General features: G+C 65.7%; 14 protein-coding genes and 1 pseudogene. 14 read left to right on the plus strand and 1 reads right to left on the minus strand.

Annotated features, from left to right (window positions below; all coding sequences use genetic code 11):
• The first annotated feature begins 108 nt into the window (after window positions 1–108).
• From ACOCMH_RS24055 to ACOCMH_RS24080, 6 genes are all read left to right on the plus strand, one after another.
• Window positions 109–1,734, plus strand: coding sequence for a 3-(methylthio)propionyl-CoA ligase (locus ACOCMH_RS24055; RefSeq protein WP_427309340.1), 1,626 nt, complete (start codon window positions 109–111; stop codon window positions 1,732–1,734).
• 157 nt (window positions 1,735–1,891) lie between these two features.
• Window positions 1,892–3,142, plus strand: coding sequence for a branched-chain amino acid ABC transporter substrate-binding protein (locus tag ACOCMH_RS24060; RefSeq protein WP_427309342.1), 1,251 nt, complete (start codon window positions 1,892–1,894; stop codon window positions 3,140–3,142).
• Window positions 3,143–3,356: 214 nt separating this feature from the next.
• A complete protein-coding gene (locus ACOCMH_RS24065) occupies window positions 3,357–4,304 on the plus strand; it encodes a branched-chain amino acid ABC transporter permease (RefSeq protein WP_427309344.1) in 948 nt (315 codons plus the stop codon).
• A 4-nt stretch (window positions 4,305–4,308) separates the two neighbouring features.
• Complete coding sequence (locus ACOCMH_RS24070; RefSeq protein WP_427309346.1) at window positions 4,309–5,622, plus strand: branched-chain amino acid ABC transporter permease; 1,314 nt, start codon at window positions 4,309–4,311, stop codon at window positions 5,620–5,622.
• On the plus strand, window positions 5,619–6,395 hold the full coding sequence (locus tag ACOCMH_RS24075) for an ABC transporter ATP-binding protein (protein WP_427309348.1): 777 nt from the start codon (window positions 5,619–5,621) through the stop codon (window positions 6,393–6,395). Before ACOCMH_RS24070 ends, ACOCMH_RS24075 begins: the two co-directional genes overlap by 4 nt.
• Window positions 6,395–7,108 carry an ABC transporter ATP-binding protein gene (locus ACOCMH_RS24080; protein WP_427309350.1) on the plus strand — a complete coding sequence of 238 codons (714 nt, stop codon included), beginning with the start codon at window positions 6,395–6,397 and terminating at the stop codon, window positions 7,106–7,108. The genes ACOCMH_RS24075 and ACOCMH_RS24080 overlap by 1 nt, the downstream gene beginning before the upstream one ends.
• A gap of 479 nt (window positions 7,109–7,587) precedes the next feature.
• On the opposite strand, the pseudogene ACOCMH_RS24085 reads toward ACOCMH_RS24080, so the two are convergent.
• A pseudogene (locus ACOCMH_RS24085) lies at window positions 7,588–7,842 on the minus strand (amino acid permease); the annotation flags it as partial.
• A 436-nt stretch (window positions 7,843–8,278) separates the two neighbouring features.
• Between ACOCMH_RS24085 and ACOCMH_RS24090 the strand changes: the two are divergent.
• The 8 genes from ACOCMH_RS24090 to ACOCMH_RS24125 all read left to right on the plus strand — a co-directional run bounded on the left by ACOCMH_RS24090 (window position 8,279) and on the right by ACOCMH_RS24125 (window position 17,171).
• Complete coding sequence (locus ACOCMH_RS24090) at window positions 8,279–10,360, plus strand: 3-hydroxyacyl-CoA dehydrogenase NAD-binding domain-containing protein (protein ID WP_427309354.1); 2,082 nt, start codon at window positions 8,279–8,281, stop codon at window positions 10,358–10,360.
• A gap of 28 nt (window positions 10,361–10,388) precedes the next feature.
• Window positions 10,389–11,027 carry a bifunctional nicotinamidase/pyrazinamidase gene (gene pncA, locus ACOCMH_RS24095; protein ID WP_427309356.1) on the plus strand — a complete coding sequence of 213 codons (639 nt, stop codon included), beginning with the start codon at window positions 10,389–10,391 and terminating at the stop codon, window positions 11,025–11,027.
• 59 nt (window positions 11,028–11,086) lie between these two features.
• Window positions 11,087–12,265, plus strand: a complete 1,179-nt coding sequence (locus tag ACOCMH_RS24100; RefSeq protein WP_427309358.1) for an acetyl-CoA C-acyltransferase — start codon at window positions 11,087–11,089, stop codon at window positions 12,263–12,265.
• A complete protein-coding gene (locus ACOCMH_RS24105) occupies window positions 12,265–12,714 on the plus strand; it encodes a PaaI family thioesterase (RefSeq protein WP_427309359.1) in 450 nt (149 codons plus the stop codon). Before ACOCMH_RS24100 ends, ACOCMH_RS24105 begins: the two co-directional genes overlap by 1 nt.
• 102 nt (window positions 12,715–12,816) lie before the next feature.
• The gene (locus ACOCMH_RS24110) at window positions 12,817–14,679 is read left to right on the plus strand and encodes an acyl-CoA dehydrogenase (protein ID WP_427309361.1); all 1,863 of its coding nucleotides are present in this window, start codon (window positions 12,817–12,819) and stop codon (window positions 14,677–14,679) included.
• A 42-nt stretch (window positions 14,680–14,721) separates the two neighbouring features.
• On the plus strand, window positions 14,722–15,504 hold the full coding sequence (locus ACOCMH_RS24115) for an SDR family oxidoreductase (protein ID WP_427309363.1): 783 nt from the start codon (window positions 14,722–14,724) through the stop codon (window positions 15,502–15,504).
• Window positions 15,505–15,617: 113 nt separating this feature from the next.
• Window positions 15,618–16,055: a PaaI family thioesterase gene (locus ACOCMH_RS24120; RefSeq protein ID WP_171514544.1), complete on the plus strand. Its 438-nt coding sequence runs from the start codon at window positions 15,618–15,620 to the stop codon at window positions 16,053–16,055.
• A gap of 105 nt (window positions 16,056–16,160) precedes the next feature.
• Window positions 16,161–17,171, plus strand: coding sequence for an NADP-dependent oxidoreductase (locus tag ACOCMH_RS24125; RefSeq protein WP_427309365.1), 1,011 nt, complete (start codon window positions 16,161–16,163; stop codon window positions 17,169–17,171).
• Window positions 17,172–17,226 lie beyond the last annotated feature (55 nt).

A 17,226-nucleotide genomic window follows, 5' to 3' on the forward strand; every position in this document is an offset into this window, starting at 1 on the left:
TCGGATCGGATCGGCTCGGTGCCGGTTCCATGCATGCGAATGACCGTCCAAAAATAGTACGGTTGTTCGTTTTTCGGTGGCAAAGAACAGAATTCAGGAGGCAGGTTCATGGCATTGATGGGTCAAATGATGAGCGCACCGCTGCTCATTTCCTCCATCATCAAGCACGCCGCGCGTTATTACGGCAGCACCGAGATCGTCTCGCGGCGCACGGAGGGCGACCTGCATCGCTATACGTACCGCGATTGCGAACTGCGTGCCCGCAAGCTGGCGCAGGCGCTTGGGGCGCTCGGCGTGGAGCAGGGCGAGCGTGTCGGCACGCTGGCCTGGAACGGCTACCGCCACCTGGAGATCTACTACGGCGTGTCCGGCATGGGCGCCGTCTGCCATACCGTCAACCCGCGCCTGTTTCCCGAGCAAATCGCCTATATCGTCAACCACGCGGAAGACGGCTATATCTTCTTCGACCTGACCTTCCTGCCGCTGGTGGAGGGCGTCGCGCCGCATTGCCCGGGCGTCAAGGGCTGGGTGGCGATGACCGACCGCGCCCACATGCCCGCCGAATCCAAGGTGCCGCTGCTGTGCTACGAAGAACTGCTCGAGGCTCAGGACGGCGATTATGAATGGCCCCAGTTCGACGAGAACCTGGCGTCGAGCCTTTGCTACACCTCGGGCACCACCGGCAATCCGAAGGGCGCGCTGTATTCGCACCGCTCGACGGTGCTGCACTCCTATGCGTCGGCCATGCCCGATGCGCTGGGCTGCTCCGCCAGCGACGTGATCCTGCCCGTGGTGCCGATGTTCCACGTCAATGCCTGGGGCCTGCCGTATTCGGTGCCACTGGTCGGCGCCAAGCTGGTGCTGCCGGGGCCCAAGCTGGATGGTGCCTCGCTCTATGAGTTGTTCGAGCAGGAAAAGGTCACCTTCTCCGCCGGCGTGCCGACGGTGTGGCTGGGCCTGCTGCAGCATGTGCAAGCGAACCAGTTGAAGTTCTCCACTTTCCGCCGCACCGTGATTGGCGGCTCGGCCGCGCCGCCGGCGATGATCCGCGCGCTCGAGGCGCTGGACGTCGAGGTGATCCACGCCTGGGGCATGACCGAGATGTCGCCGCTGGGCACGTCGTGCAAGCTGCTGGCCAAGCACCAGGACCTGTCCGACGCCGAGCGCCACAAGATCCAGGAAAAGCAGGGCCGCGTGATCTACGGCGTCGACATGAAGATCGTCGACGGCGAGGGCAAGGAACTGCCGTGGGACGGCAAGGCCTTCGGCGACCTGCTGGTGCGCGGCCCGTGGATCATCGACCGCTATTTCCGCAATGACGCCAGCCCGCTGGTCGACGGCTGGTTCCCGACCGGCGACGTGGCCACCATCGATGCCGACGGCTTCATGCAGATCACCGACCGCAGCAAGGACGTGATCAAGTCCGGCGGCGAATGGATTTCATCGATCGATATCGAGAACGTTGCCGCGGCGCATCCCGCCGTGCATATGGCGGCCTGCATCTCCGCCTACCACCCCAAGTGGGACGAGCGCCCGCTGCTGGTGGTGGTGAAGAAGCCCGGCGCCGAGGTCACGCGCGAAGAACTGCTCCAGTTCTTCGAAGGCAAGGTCGCCAAGTGGTGGATTCCGGACGACGTGGCCTTTGTCACCGAGATCCCGCTGACCGCCACCGGCAAGATGCAGAAGCTGCGCCTGCGCGAGCAGTTCAAGGACTACAAGCTGCCGACTGCCTGAGGCCGGCAGGTCAGCACCGGTACGCCGTGCCAGCTTGCGGCACGGCGCTGCCGGGGCCGGCCGCGCGGCGCGAACAGGAGGGCGCCACGCGGCGGGCCGCATCGACGACATCGACAACTTCGACGACAAGCCAACGACAAGAGTGAAGGAGACAGGTATGACCAAAATGCGTCCGCTGGTGGCCGGTGTGGCCATGTTTGCCGCACTGGGTTCTGCGCTGGTTTCGGGGTCCGCACTCGCGGATACGGTGAAGATTGCCTTTATCGATCCGCTCTCGGGCCTGATGGCCCCGGTTGGCCAGAACCAGCTCAAGAGCTGGCAGTACGTGGCCGATGTCGCCAACCAGAAAGGCTGGGCCGGTTCGCACAAGTTCGAGGTGGTGGGCTTCGACAACAAGCTGTCGCCGCAGGAAAGCCTGACCATCCTCAAGCAGGTGGCGGACCAGGGCATCCGCTACATCGTGCAGGGCAACGGCTCTTCGGTCGGCCTGGCGCTGCAGGATGCGGTGGCCAAGCACAATGAGCGCAATCCGGGCAAGGAGATCGTCTACCTGAACTACGCCGCGGTGGATCCGGACATGACCAATGCCAAGTGCAACTTCTGGCATTTCCGCCTGGACGCCAACTCGGACATGAAGATGGAGGCGCTGACCACCTTCCTGGCCAAGGACCCGAACGTCAAGAAGGTCTACCTGATCAACCAGAACTATTCGTTCGGCCACCAGGTGGCGCGCGCCGCCAAGGACTACCTCAAGCGCAAGCGCCCGGACATCCAGATCGTCGGCGAAGACCTGCATCCGCTGGCGCAGGTCAAGGACTTTGCACCGTACGCGGCCAAGATCAAGGCCTCCGGCGCCGACACCGTGATCACCGGCAACTGGGGCAGCGACCTCGCGCTGCTGATCAAGGCGGGCAAGGACGCCGGGCTCACCACCAACTATTACACTTACTACGCCGGCACCACCGGCGTGCCGACCGCGATGGGCGCGGCGGGAGCGGAGCACGTCAAGTACGTGGGCTACTACAACCCCAATAACAAGGGCTTCCGCGGCGCCGACATCATCGAAGGCTACAAGAAAAAGTACAACGACGACTTCTACGTGATGGCCTCGTACACCGGCATTGCCATGCTCAGCAAGGCGATGAAGGACGCCAACTCGACCGATCCGGTCAAGGTGGCCAAGGCGCTGGAAGGCATCAAGGTCGACAGCATGAACGGCACGGTCGAGATGCGCAATACCGACCACCAGGCGCAGCAGCCACTGGTGGTCGCCACCTGGACCAAGGTCGACGGCAAGGAAATCAAGTACGACCAGGAAAACACCGGGTACGGCTGGAAGACCAATGCGCTGATGGACCAGTACGTGTCCGCCCAGCCCACCTCCTGCCAGATGAAGCGGCCGGGCTGATCTCGTCCACGGCGGGCCGGCCACGCCGACAAAGTGGCCGCCCGTTCCTGCATACTCTCGGTTTTTTTCGGGTCGATAGCGGGGGGCGTCCGGGCACCATGTGTGCCCGGCGCAAGGGCTGCGCTCACCCTCAATCCAACCGGACGTTGCCGGCCGACCCCGGCTGTGGCCGTTGCGGCGGCCACGGTGCCGGCACCAGCTTGAAGGACACGCTGTGGAATTCTTCGTCATCTCCCTGCTGAACGGCATCAGCTACGGGCTGCTGCTGTTCATGCTGTCATCCGGCCTTACGCTGATCTTCAGCATGATGGGCGTGCTCAACTTCGCCCATGCCAGCTTCTATATGCTGGGCGCCTACTTTGCCTACACCATCGCCAGCAAGATCGGCTTCTGGCCGGCGCTGATCTTCGCGCCGCTGCTGGTGGCGGGCGCGGGCGCGCTGGTCGAGCGCTTTGGCTTGCGCACGGTGCACAAGTACGGCCATGTGGCCGAGCTGCTGTTCACCTTCGGACTGGCCTACCTGATCGAGGAGGGCGTCAAGCTGGTGTGGGGCCTGGCGGCGGTGCCGTACCGGATTCCCGCGGAGCTGGACGGACCGCTGTTCACGGTGTTCACCTCGTCCTTCCCCAAGTACCGCGCCTTCATGATGCTGGTATCGCTGGGCATGCTGGTGGCGATCTACCTGGTGCTGACGCGCACCCGCATCGGCCTGGTGATCCAGGCCGCGCTGACCCATCCGGAAATGGTCGAGGCGCTCGGCCACAACGTGCCGCGCGTATTCATGATGGTGTTCGGCGGCGGCGCCGCGCTGGCCGGGCTGGCCGGCGTGATCGGCGGCAATGCCTTCGTCACCGAGCCATCGATGGCCGCGGCGGTGGGGTCGATCGTGTTCGTGGTGGCGGTGGTGGGCGGCATGGGGTCGCTGGTGGGCGCGTTCATTGCGTCGATCCTGATCGGCGTGCTGCAGACCTTCGCGGTCACCATCGACGCCTCGCTGGCGGGCCTGATGAACAGCCTCGGGCTGGCCGTCGGCGAGGCCACGCCGTTCTATTCGTTGTGGAAGCTGACGGTGGCCCAGGTGGCGCCGGTGCTGCCATACCTGCTGCTGGTGGTGATGCTGATCTTCCGCCCGCGTGGACTGATGGGAACCAGGGAGAGCTGACGCCATGGAGCAAGCGATGCAACCACCCCGCGAGCCGGTGGCGACCGGCCGCACCCTGCGCTACCGCCCGCTGAACCTGGCGCGCTGGATCATCTGGAGCCTGACGGTACTGGTGATGCTGGTGCTGCCGCTGATCTTCACCGGGGGCTTCGCCATTACGCTGCTGTCGCAGATGGGCATCATGATCATCTTCGCGCTGTCGTACAACATGCTGCTGGGGCAGACCGGCATGCTGTCGTTCGGCCATGCGGTGTATTCCGGGCTGGGCGCCTTTATCGCCGTGCATGCGCTGAACCTGGCCGGTGCCGGCAAGGTGTGGCTGCCGGTGTCGATGCTGCCGCTGGTGGGCGGACTGGCCGGCGCCTTCTTCGGCGTCATCTTCGGCTACGTCACCACCAAGAAGGCCGGCACCACCTTCGCCATGATCACCATGGGCATCGGCGAGATGGTCTTTGCCAGCTCGCTGATGTTCCCGGAGTTCTTCGGCGGCGAGGGCGGCATCTCCACCAACCGCGTGGTCGGCGACCCGTTCCTGGGCCTCACCTTCGGGCCCGGGCGCCAGGTCTACTACCTGATCGCGGCGTGGTGCCTGGTGTCGATGGTGGCGATGTACGCCTGGACCCAGACGCCGCTGGGCCGCATTGCCAACGCCGTGCGCGACAACCCCGAGCGGGTCGAGTTCATCGGCTACAACACCCAGCGCGTGCGCTACCTGGTGCTGATCCTGTCGGCGTTCTTCGCCGGCATCTCGGGCGCGCTGGCGGCGATCAACTTCGAGATCGTCTCGGCCGAAAACGTCAGCGCGGTGCGTTCGGGCGGCGTGCTGCTGGCAGTGTTCATCGGTGGCGCGGGCGTGTTCTTCGGCCCGGTCATCGGCGCGGTGGTGTTCGTGCTGTTCGCGGTGGCGCTCTCGGACCTGACCAAGGCCTGGCTGCTCTACCTGGGCCTGTTCTTCGTGCTGATGGTGATGTTCGTGCCGGGCGGCCTGGCCAGCCTGCTGCTGATGCAGTTGCCGCTGCTGGGCAAGGGCAAGCTGGGCCGCATGCTGCCGTACTACGCGCGTGCCGGCGGCGCCGGCGTGGTGCTGTTGCTGGCCATGATCGTCACGGTCGAACTGGTCTACAAGATCCAGGTCGACAGCGCCAACGGCACCGCGATGAAGCTGTTCGGCATCGGCCTCGATGCCGGCACCTGGACGCCATGGCTGGCGGCGGCGGCGCTGTGGGCGGTCGGGCTGGCCGCGTGGCGGCTTGCGGTGCGCGCGTCGCGCGCGCAATGGGACAAGGTGCAGGCAGAAATCGCAGGAGGCAGGGCATGAGCGCGGCGGCACTGGAACTGACCGATGTACGCAAGAAGTTCGGCCAGACGGAAATCATCCGCGGCGTGAACCTCAGTATTCCGAAGGGCGAGCGCCACGCGCTGATCGGCCCCAACGGGGCCGGCAAGTCGACCACCTTCAACCTGATCTCGGGCCGCTTTGCGCCGAGCAGCGGCACGGTGCGCCTGAACGGCGCAGAAATCGGCGGGCTGCAGCCCTTCGTCATCAACCGCATGGGGTTGTCGCGCAGCTTCCAGATCACCAACATCTTTCACCGGCTGTCGGTGTTCGAGAACCTGCGCTGCGCGGTGCTGTGGTCGCTCGGCTACAAGTATTCGTTCTGGCACCGGTTGACCGGCCTGCGCGACGCGCGCGAGCGCGCCGACGAAGTGCTGGAGCTGATCGGCATGCAGCACCGCCGCGATACCCAGGCCGGACTGCTGACTTATGCGGAGCAGCGCGCGCTGGAGATCGGCATCACCATCGCCGGCGGCGCCGAGGTGATCCTGCTGGACGAACCCACCGCCGGCATGAGCCGCTCCGAATCGGACCACGCGGTCGAACTGATCCGCAAGGTCACCGTCGGCAAGACGCTGGTGATGGTCGAGCACGACATGAGCGTGGTGTTCGGGCTGGCCGACCGCATCTCCGTGCTGGTCTACGGCGAGGTCATCGCCACCGATACCCCGCAGGCGATCCGCAACAACCGCAAGGTCAAGGAAGCCTACCTCGGCACCACGCTCGACGAAGCTACCACCGAAGGAGCGCATTGATGGGCAAGCGGATGCTGGAAGTCAAGGGCCTGCACGCCTATTACGGCAAGAGCCATATCCTGCACGGCGTCGACGCGCATATCGACGAAGGCGAGATCGTGGCGCTGCTGGGGCGCAACGGGGTGGGGCGCTCGACCATGGCCAAGGCCATCCTGGGCATGGTCAAGGCCGAAGGGTCGGTCAAGTTCCGGGGCGAAGAGATCCTCGGCCGGCGCACCTTCGAGATCGCGCATCTCGGCATCGGCTACGTGCCGGAGAACCGCGACATCTTCCCCACGCTGACGGTGCGGCAGAACCTGCTGCTGGGCGAGAAGCGCAACCCGCGCCAGCCGAAGCCGCGCTGGTCGGTGGAAGATATGTTCACCATGTTCCCGCGGCTGAAAGAGCGCGAAAACACCTCAGCCGGCGTGCTCTCCGGCGGCGAGCAGCAGATGCTGACGCTGTGCCGCACGCTGATGGGAGATCCCGACCTCATCCTGATCGATGAGCCGACCGAAGGGCTGGCGCCGATGATCGTGGCGCTGGTGGGCGATTACCTGAAGACGCTGAAGGAGCGCGGCGTGTCCGTGCTGCTGATCGAGCAGAAACTGGCGATTGCGCTGGATATCTCGCAGCGCGTTTACGTCATGGGCCACGGGCATATCGTGTTCGAAGGGACGCCGGGCGAACTGAAGGCTAATGGGCAGGTCAGGAAGGAGTGGCTGGAGGTTTAGGTCTGGTCAGGCCGGTGCCTCCGATTCCCCACTATTGAACAATCCCAATGAGGCTGTAGGCAGCCTGCTGCCGGCCGTATCGAGGGGACGCCAGCGGCTGCTGCGCAGGTTCAACAGGCGCATGCGGGCATTGGGCGTTTGCGCGCAGCGCAGCCGAAGGCGTTCCTACGACAAGGCCAGCAGCAGGGACCACCCACCGCTCTGGGCTCGTTCAACCACCACTTCAACGCCCCTGCCACCGACGCGCACCCCTGCGGCAGGCAGCCCAGCTATGTGAGGAAGCGCAGCCCCGTACGAAAACCGCCAGGCACACTACGATAAGACATGCCGCCCGCAGGGCAGTAAACGCGCTTTTTGGTTACTTTTTGTCGCTCGGACAAAAAGTGACCCGCCCAGCAGGGCGGAACCAGGCGGTTCAACGGCCGACAGCATGTCACCAAAACCGACCAACCCCGCCGTTCCAACTCATCCCTTACTCCCCCGGCGTGGCGGAACACCAGCGCGAACGGGCTCACGCCCACGTCGGTCACGTCATTGCGCAGCAGGTTGGGATCGGTATAGGGAATCAGCACGCCGATGACCAGGATGGCCAGCACATAGAACAGCAGGATGCGCCAGAAGGTCTGCCGGATCGCGCGCGGAATCGTGATGGCGGGCCGTTCGGCTTCGCCGGCGGCGACGCCGATCAGGGTCGCTGGACCTTCCGCCGCCGGCATCTCGTGAAGGCCGGGGGCAAAAAACGAAAAGCCGCGAGTCTACCGTGTCCGCCGCGGCTATTTTGCCGTGCAGGTCAAATAAAGTCCGATACTGGTCTGGAAACCGTGCGTCGTGGTGCAGGCAAGTGTCTTACGCGGCATCGCGGGCGCCTGCCTTGCCATCGTTAAGCGCCGGCTCCATGCAGCGCGATCAGGGCCGGCATTCGCAGTGCGCATGGCTCGCGAAATGTTCCGAAATTAAAATTGAACGACCGTGCTATTTTGTGTATGCTTGTTTCGCCCAAGCGCCGGAAGCCGTTGCTGGGCGCGGAAAAGCGGCAGATCGGGGCAAGGGTTAACCCGCCCGTGACGACCGCCACCAGGGGCTTCGGCGGCAGCCGGCACGCCCCGCGCTGTAGAAAATATTCATTCGAGAATTCGAATCCCGAGACAAAACTTTCGTAAAGGAACCAGCATGACAGCGCAGTATCAGGTTCAGGACGGTGTAGCCGTCATCACGCTCGACAATCCCCCTGTCAATGGCCTGGGTCACAGCACCCGGCTTGGCATCGTCGAAGGCATGACCCGTGCGCTGGACGATGCCGCCGTCAAGGCGATCGTCATCACCGGCGCTGGCAAGGCTTTCTCGGGCGGCGCCGACATCCGTGAATTCAATACGCCCAAGGCCATGCAGGAGCCAACGCTGCATTCGGTGATCCGCGTGCTGGAGGCTTCGTCCAAGCCGGTGGTGGCCGCCGTGCACTCGGTCGCCATGGGTGGCGGCCTGGAACTGGCGCTGGGCTGCAATTACCGCGTGGCGTCCAAGGGCGCGCAGATCGCGCTGCCGGAAGTCAAGCTGGGCCTGCTGCCCGGCGCCGGCGGCACGCAGCGCCTGCCGCGCGTGATCGGCCTGGAGGCCGCCGCCAACATGATCGTGTCGGGCACCGCGGTGCCGTCCGAAAAGTTCGCCGGCACCAAGCTGTTCGATGAAATCGTCGAAGGCGACGTGCTGCCCGCGGCGGTCAAGTTCGCGCAGAACGTCGGCGCCGCCAGCGGCCCGCATCCCAAGGTGCGCGACCTGAAGGTGCGCCACGAGAACGCCGAAGGCTACCTCGGCTTCGCGCGCAACACCGTGGCGGCGATGGCCAAGAACTTCCCCGCGCCGCTGAAGTGCCTGGAAGCGGTGGCCGGCTCGCTCAAGCCGTTCGAGCAGGGCCTGAAGGAAGAGCGCGAAGGCTTCCTGTTCCTGGTGACCACGCCGGAATCGCGTGCGCTGCGCCACGCCTTCTTTGGCGAGCGTGCCGCCAGCAAGATCCCGGACGTACCCGAAGGCACCCCGACCCGCAAGATCGAGAAGGTTGCCGTGATCGGCGCCGGCACCATGGGCGGCGGCATCAGCATGAATTTCCTCAACGCGGGCATCCCGGTCACCATCCTGGAAACCAAGCAGGAAGCGCTCGACCGCGGCGTCGGCATCATCCGCAAGAACTACGAGAACAGCGCCAAGAAGGGCAAGCTCACGCAAGAGAAGGTCGAGCAGCGCATGGGCCTGCTGAGCACCACGCTGTCCTATGACGACATCAAGGACGCCGACATGGTGATCGAGGCCGTGTTCGAGGAAATGGGCGTCAAGGAGATCGTGTTCAAGAAGCTGGACGAAGTGATGAAGCCCGGCGCGATCCTGGCTTCGAACACCTCGACGCTGGACGTGAACAAGATCGCCTCGTTCACCAAGCGTCCGCAGGACGTGGTCGGCATGCACTTCTTCAGCCCGGCCAACGTGATGAAGCTGCTGGAGGTGGTGCGCGGCGACAAGACCGGCAAGGACGTGCTGGCCACGGTGATGCAGGTCGCCAAGAAGATCAAGAAGACCGCGGTGGTGTCGGGCGTGTGCGACGGCTTTATCGGCAACCGCATGATCGAGCAGTACAGCCGCCAGGCCGGCTACCTGCTGGACGAAGGCGCGCTGCCGGAACAGGTCGACAAGGCCATCGAGAAGTTCGGCTTTGCCATGGGCCCGTTCCGCATGGGCGACCTGGCCGGCAACGACATCGGCTGGGCCATCCGCAAGCGCCGCGCGGTGGACAAGCCGGACATCCAGTACTCCAAGACCGCCGACCTGCTGTGCGAGATGGGCCGTTACGGCCAGAAGACCGGCGCGGGCTGGTACGACTACAAGGCGGGCGACCGCAAGCCGTACCCGAACCAGCAGGTCAACGACATGATCGTGCAGCATTCGAAGGACCTGGGTATCACGCGCCGCAAGATCTCGGACGAAGAGATTGTCGAGCGCCTGGTGTTCGCGCTGGTCAATGAAGGCGCCAAGATCCTGGAAGAGGGCATTGCTTCCAAGGCCTCGGATATCGACATGGTGTACCTGACCGGCTACGGCTTCCCGCTGTTCCGCGGCGGCCCGATGCTGTATGCGGACCAGGTCGGCCTGTACAACGTGGCGCTGGCCATGAAGCGCTACGCCAAGGGCTACCACGGCGAAGCCTGGCAGGTCGCGCCGCTGCTGCAGAAGCTGGCGGACGAAGGCAAGGGCTTTAACGGCTAAATACCGACGGGTTCAGCCAGGAGCGGCCATGAGCACCACCATCGGACCGGACGATTGCCTGCTGGTGATCGACGTGCAGAACGACTTCATGCCGGGCGGCGCGCTTGCCGTGCCCAACGGCGATGAGGTCGTGCCCGTCATCAACCGGCTGGCGCGCGCGTTCGGCCATGTGGTAGTGACGCAGGACTGGCATCCGGCCGCGCATGTTTCCTTCGCGGCCAGCCATGCCGGCATGCAGCCGTTCCAGGTGCTCGCGCTGCCCTATGGCGAGCAGGTGCTGTGGCCGGTGCACTGCGTACAGGACACGCCCGGCGCCGCGCTGCATGCGGGCCTGCACGTGCCGCACGCGCGGCTGGTGATCCGCAAGGGCCACCATGCCGACGTGGACAGCTACTCCGCCTTCCTGGAAGCGGACCGCACCACGCGCACCGGGCTGGCGGGCTATCTGCGCGAGCAGGGCGTGAAGCGCGTGTTCTGCGCCGGGCTGGCGACAGACTACTGCGTGGCCTGGAGCGCGCTCGACGCGCGCGGTGCCGGCTTCGAGGCCGTGGTGATCGAGGATGCGTGCCGCGCCATCGACCTGCAAGGGTCGCTGGCCAGGGCATGGCAGGACCTCGGCGCCGCCGGCGTCGCGCGCGTGCAGTCCGCCGATGTGCGCAAGGATTGAAGGGCCAGGGCTGAACCGAACCACCGAACTGAACGACACAAGATTCCGAGGAGCAACACATGAACGAAGCAGTCATCGTATCCACCGCACGGACCGGCCTGGCCAAGAGCTGGAAGGGCGCCTTCAACATGACCCACGGCGCCACGCTGGGTGGCCACGCAGTGCAGCACGCCATCGCCCGCGCCAGGATCGACGCCGCCGAAGTGGAAGACGTGCTGATGGGCTGCGCCAACCCGGAAGGCGCCACCGGCGCCAATATCGCGCGCCAGATCGCACTGCGCGCCGGCTGCCCGGTCACGGTGCCCGGCGCCACCGTCAACCGCTTCTGCTCGTCGGGCCTGCAGACCATCGCCATGGCCGCGCAGCGCGTGATTGCCGACGAGGGCGACATCTTCGTTGCCGGCGGCGTGGAAAGCATCTCCTGCGTGCAGCAGGAAATGAACCGCCACATGGTCCAGGAAAGCTGGCTGACCAAGAACAAGCCGGAAATCTACTGGAACATGCTGCAGACCGCCGAGAACGTGGCCAAGCGCTACAACATCTCGAAGGAGCGCCAGGACGAGTACGGCGTGCGCAGCCAGCAACGCGCCGCCGCAGCGCAGGAAGCCGGCAAGTTCAAGGACGAGATCGTGCCGATGACCGTGCTTGCCGGCGTTGCCGACAAGTCCACCGGCCAGCTGGTGACGAAGGAAGTCACCATCGACCGCGACGAAGGCATCCGCGCCGACACCACGCTCGAAGGCGTGGCCAAGATCCGCAGCGCGGTGCCGGGCGGCGTGATTACCGCCGGCAATGCCTCGCAGTTCTCGGACGGCGCCTCGGCGGCGGTGGTGATGAACGCGCGCGTGGCCGAGGCCAAGGGCCTGCAGCCGCTGGGCGTGTTCCGCGGCTTTGCCGTGGCCGGTTGCGAGCCGGACGAGATGGGCATCGGCCCGGTCTTTGCGGTGCCCAAGCTGCTGAAGAAGGCTGGCCTGAAGGTCGACGACATCGGCCTGTGGGAGCTGAACGAAGCCTTCGCCGTGCAGGTGCTGTACTGCGCCGACACGCTCGGCATCCCGATGGACCGCCTCAACGTCAACGGCGGCGCCATCGCGGTGGGCCATCCGTACGGCGTGTCGGGCGCGCGCCTGGTCGGCCATGCGCTGATCGAGGGCAAGCGCCGTGGCGTGAAGTACGTGGTGGTGACCATGTGCATCGGCGGTGGCCAGGGCGCTGCCGGCCTGTTCGAGGTCCTTTGATGTCCGGAGCGGGCACAACGCGGCCTGCGACGGCCGCCGACCTGCTCGCCTGGGGCCGGGAAGTGCTGGCAAGCCAGCCCTTTTCGGTCCTGGTCGGAACCGAACTGGCGACGCTGTCGCCAGGCAAGGCCGAGCTGCGACTGCCGATGCGGCAGGAACTGCGCCAGCAGCATGGCTTCCTGCACGGTGGTGTGGTCAGCTACCTGGCGGACAACGCGCTGACCTATGCGGGCGGTGCGGCCATGCAGGTGCCCGTGGTGACTTCCGAGTACAAGATCAACTATGTGCGCCCGGCGGTCGGCGAGCTACTGATCGCCCGCGCAGAATGCGTCAGCGTGGGCCGCCAGCAGGCGGTGGTGCGCTGCGATGTGTTTGCCGTCAGGGATGGCGAGGAGAAGCTCTGCGCGGTGGCGCAGGGAACCATCGCGCGCCTTGGCGAAGGCGGTTGATAGCGGGCAAGAGCAGGGCGCGGCAGCGCCTTTTTTTGACCGCGCCATCCTGACCTGACAAGAATTCGCGGCGCGCCACGCAGTGCGCCGCATGGAGACACCATGTCGATGATCCTTTCCCGCCGCGACCTGAACTTCATCCTGTACGAATGGCTCAAGGTCGACGAACTCACGCGCATCCCGCGCTACGCCGACCATTCGCGCGAAACCTTCGACGCCGCGCTGGACACCTGCGAGAAGATCGCCACCGACCTGTTCGCGCCGCACAACAAGAAGAACGACCAGCACGAACCCGAATTCGACGGCGAGACCGTCACCATCATCCCCGAGGTCAGCACCGCGCTGAAGGCCTTCTGCGAGGCCGGCCTGATGGCCGCGGGCCAGGATTACGAACTGGGCGGCATGCAGCTGCCGGTGGTGGTCGAGAAAGCCGGTTTCGCCTACTTCAAGGGTGCCAACGTCGGCACCAGTTCCTACCCGTTCCTGACCATCGGCAATGCCAACCTGCTGCTGACGCACGGCACACCGGCGCAGGTCGAGACCTTCGTCAAGCCCGAGATGGCGGGGCGCTTCTTCGGCACCATGTGCCTGTCGGAGCCGCAGGCCGGCTCGTCGCTGTCGGATATCACGACGCGCGCCGAGTATGAAGGCGAATCGCCGCTGGGCGCGCAATACCGGCTGCGCGGCAACAAGATGTGGATTTCCGCCGGCGAGCACGAGCTGTCGGACAACATCGTCCACCTGGTGCTGGCCAAGATCCCCGGCCCGGACGGCAAGCTGATCCCGGGCGTGAAGGGCATCTCGCTGTTTATCGTGCCCAAGTACCTGGTCAACGAGGACGGCTCGCTGGGCGAGCACAACGATGTGGTGCTGGCCGGCCTGAACCACAAGATGGGCTACCGCGGCACCACCAACTGCCTGCTGAATTTCGGCGAAGGCATGAAGTACCAGCCAGGCGGCAAGGCGGGTGCGATCGGCTACCTGGTGGGCGAGCCGCACAAGGGCCTGGCCTGCATGTTCCACATGATGAATGAGGCGCGCATCGGCGTGGGCCTGGGCGCGGTGATGCTCGGCTACACCGGCTACCTGCATGCGCTGGACTATGCGCGCAACCGCCCGCAAGGCCGCCCGGTCGGCCCTGGCGGCAAGGACGCCGCCAGCCCGCAGGTCAAGCTGGTCGAGCATGCCGATATCCGCCGCATGCTGCTGGCGCAGAAGAGCTATGTCGAGGGCGGGCTGGCGCTGAACCTGTACTGCGCCCGGCTGGTGGACGAGGAGGAAGCCGCTGCCGCCGCCGGTGACCAGGAGGCGCATGCGCGCCTGGCGCTGCTGCTCGACATCCTGACGCCGATCGCCAAGAGCTGGCCGTCGCAATGGTGCCTGGAAGCCAACAACCTGGCGATCCAGGTGCACGGCGGCTACGGCTATACGCGCGAGTACAACGTCGAGCAGTTCTACCGCGACAACCGCCTGAACCCGATCCACGAAGGCACGCACGGCATCCAGGGACTTGACCTGCTGGGCCGCAAGGTGGTGATGAAGGATGGCGCAGCGTTCAGGCTGCTGGGCGAGCGCGTGCAGGACACCATTGGCCGCGCGCTGGGCGCGGACGATGCCGAACTGGCCGGGCAGGCGCGCGCGCTCGGCGCCGCGACCCGGCGCCTGGCCGAAGTGACCCAGGCGCTGTGGAGTGCCGGCGATGCCAACGTGACGCTGGCCAACGCGTCGATCTACCTGGAGGCCTTCGGGCACGTGGTGGTGGCGTGGATCTGGCTGGAGCAGGCACTGCTGGCGCAAGCCGCGCTGGCGCAGGCCAGCGGCCAGGAAGACCAGGACTTCTATCGCGGCAAGCTGGCCGCGGCGGCGTACTTCTTCCGCTTCGAGCTGCCCAGGGTCGGTCCTCAGCTTGACCTGCTGGCATCGCTCGACCGCACCACGCTGGACATGCAGGACGCCTGGTTCTGACCGCTTGCGACATCATCAAAGACAACCCAAGGAAGAGACAACATGCGCACCATCCAGCAACTGTTTGACCTGAAGGGCAAGACCGCGCTGATCACCGGCGGCTCGCGCGGGCTGGGCCTGCAGATTGCCGAGGCACTGGGCGAGCAGGGCGCGCGCCTGGTACTGTCGGCACGCAAGGCCGATGAGCTGCAGGCGGCGCAGGCGCACCTGAAGGCGCTCGGCATCGAGGCCGACTGGATCGCCGCCGACGGCTCGCAGGAATCCGAGATCGCCCGGCTGGCCGACGAGGCCATCGCCAAACTGGGTCACGTCGACATCCTGGTCAACAACGCCGGCGCCACCTGGGGCGCGCCGGCCGAGGACCATCCGGTGGAAGCATGGGACAAGGTGATGAACCTGAACATCCGCGGCGTGTTCCTGCTGAGCCAGCGCATCGGCAAGCTGTCGATGATCCCGCGCCGCCAGGGCCGCATCATCAACGTGGCGTCGATCGCGGGCCTGGCCGGCAATCCGCCGGGCAGCATGGAGACCATCGCCTACAACACCTCGAAGGGCGCGGTGGTCAACTTCACGCGCACGCTGGCGGCGGAATGGGGCGAGCACAACATCACTGTCAACGCGCTGGCGCCGGGCTTCTTCCCGTCGAAGATGACCAAGGGCTCGCTCGAGCGCATGGGCGTCGAGGCCATGTGCGCCGGCGTGCCGCTGCACCGCCTGGGCGACGACGAAGACCTGAAGGGCGCCGCGCTGCTGTTCGCCAGCGATGCCGGCAAGCACATCACCGGGCAGATCCTGGCCGTGGACGGCGGCGTCAGCGCGGTCTGAGTCAGCAAGGGCAATCCGGCGCCCGCTTGGCGGAACGGCGGATTGCCCTCAAACTTGGGGCCGGCGCGAGGCCGGAGCCTCGCGGGCATCCACTCTCCAGACTTGCATCGCACATGAACCAGTTCAAAGGCCCCCTGACTCACATCCCCTTCCTTGCCGATCTTGGCGTGACCTGCAACTTCGCCGAGGGGGGGCGCAGCGAGATCGCGTTGCCGATCGAGAAGCGCCACCAGAACAGCTGGGACATGGCCCACGGCGGCGTGATCATGACGCTGCTCGACGTGGCCATGGCGGTGGCCGGCCGCAGCAGCGATGCCGATGGCCGCGGCGTGGTCACCATCGAGATGAAGACCAGCTTCATGGCGCCGGGCCGCGGCGCGCTGACCGCGCGCGGTACCACCGTGCACCGCACCACCACCATGGTGTTCTGCGAAGGCGAGATCGTCGACGCGGACGGCAAGACCGTGGCACGCGGCTCGGGCACCTTCAAGTACATCCGGCGCATGCCGCCGCAGCGCCCGGGTGAAGCCGATACCGGTGCCGACGGCTGAGCGCCGGCACCGACGCAGCAAGCGGGCAGCGCGCCAGGGTATGCGCCGCTGCCGGTTCCGATGCAGTATTCAAGCTGTTCCCATTCCTACTGAAAGGAATCGACCATGTCCAAAACGTTCAAGCGCATCGTCCTGGCCTCGCGTCCCGAAGGCGCGGTGACGCCGGCCAATTTCCGCCTGGAAGAGGTGCCCGTACCGCAACTGGCCGACGGCCAGGTGCTGGTGCGCAACCACTACCTGTCGCTGGACCCGTACATGCGCGGCCGCATGAACGACAGCAAGTCGTATGCCGCGCCGCAGCCGCTCAATGAAGTGATGATCGGCGGCACCGTCGGCGAAGTGGTGGAAAGCAAGAACAGCAAGTTCAAGCCGGGCGACAAGGTGATCGGCATGTTTGGCTGGCAGGAAATGGGCGTCAGCGACGGCACCGGCCTGCAGCCGGTCGATACCACGCATATCCCGCTGTCGGCCTACCTCGGCGCGGTCGGCATGCCGGGCGTGACCGCATGGTATGGCCTGAACAAGATCATCCAGCCCAAGGCGGGCAAGACCATCGCGGTCAGTGCCGCGTCGGGCGCGGTTGGCAGCGTGGTGGGCCAGCTGGCCAAGCTGGCGGGCTGCCGCGCGGTGGGCTTTGCCGGCGGCAAGGACAAGTGCGACTACGTGGTCAATGAGCTGGGCTTCGATGCCTGCATCGACTACAAGGCGGCGCAGGATCCGAAGGACCTCTACCGCATGCTCAAGGAAGCCACGCCGGATGGCATCGACGGCTATTTCGAGAACGTTGGCGGCGATATCCTGGATGCCGTGCTGACGCGCATGAACGCCTTCGGCCGCATCGCCATGTGCGGCATGATCGCGGGCTATGACGGCCAGCCGCTGCCGCTGAAGAACCCGCAGCTGATCCTGGTGTCGCGCCTGACCATCGAAGGCTTTATCGTCTCCGAGCATATGGAGGTATGGCCGCAGGCGCTGAAGGAACTGGGCACCGCGGTCGCGCAGGGCAAGCTCAAGTTCCGCGAGAGCATCGCCGAAGGCCTGGCCAGCGCGCCGGAAGCCTTTATCGGCCTGCTCAAGGGCAAGAACTTCGGCAAGCAACTGGTCAAGCTGGTCTGACCCGCGCAGGCAGGGCCGCGGCGCGCCAGCCAGCGCGCCGCGGGCAAACGGATAT

This window comes from Cupriavidus sp. H39, assembly GCF_050271075.1.
GTDB classification, from domain to species: Bacteria; Pseudomonadota; Gammaproteobacteria; order Burkholderiales; family Burkholderiaceae; genus Cupriavidus; species Cupriavidus necator_B.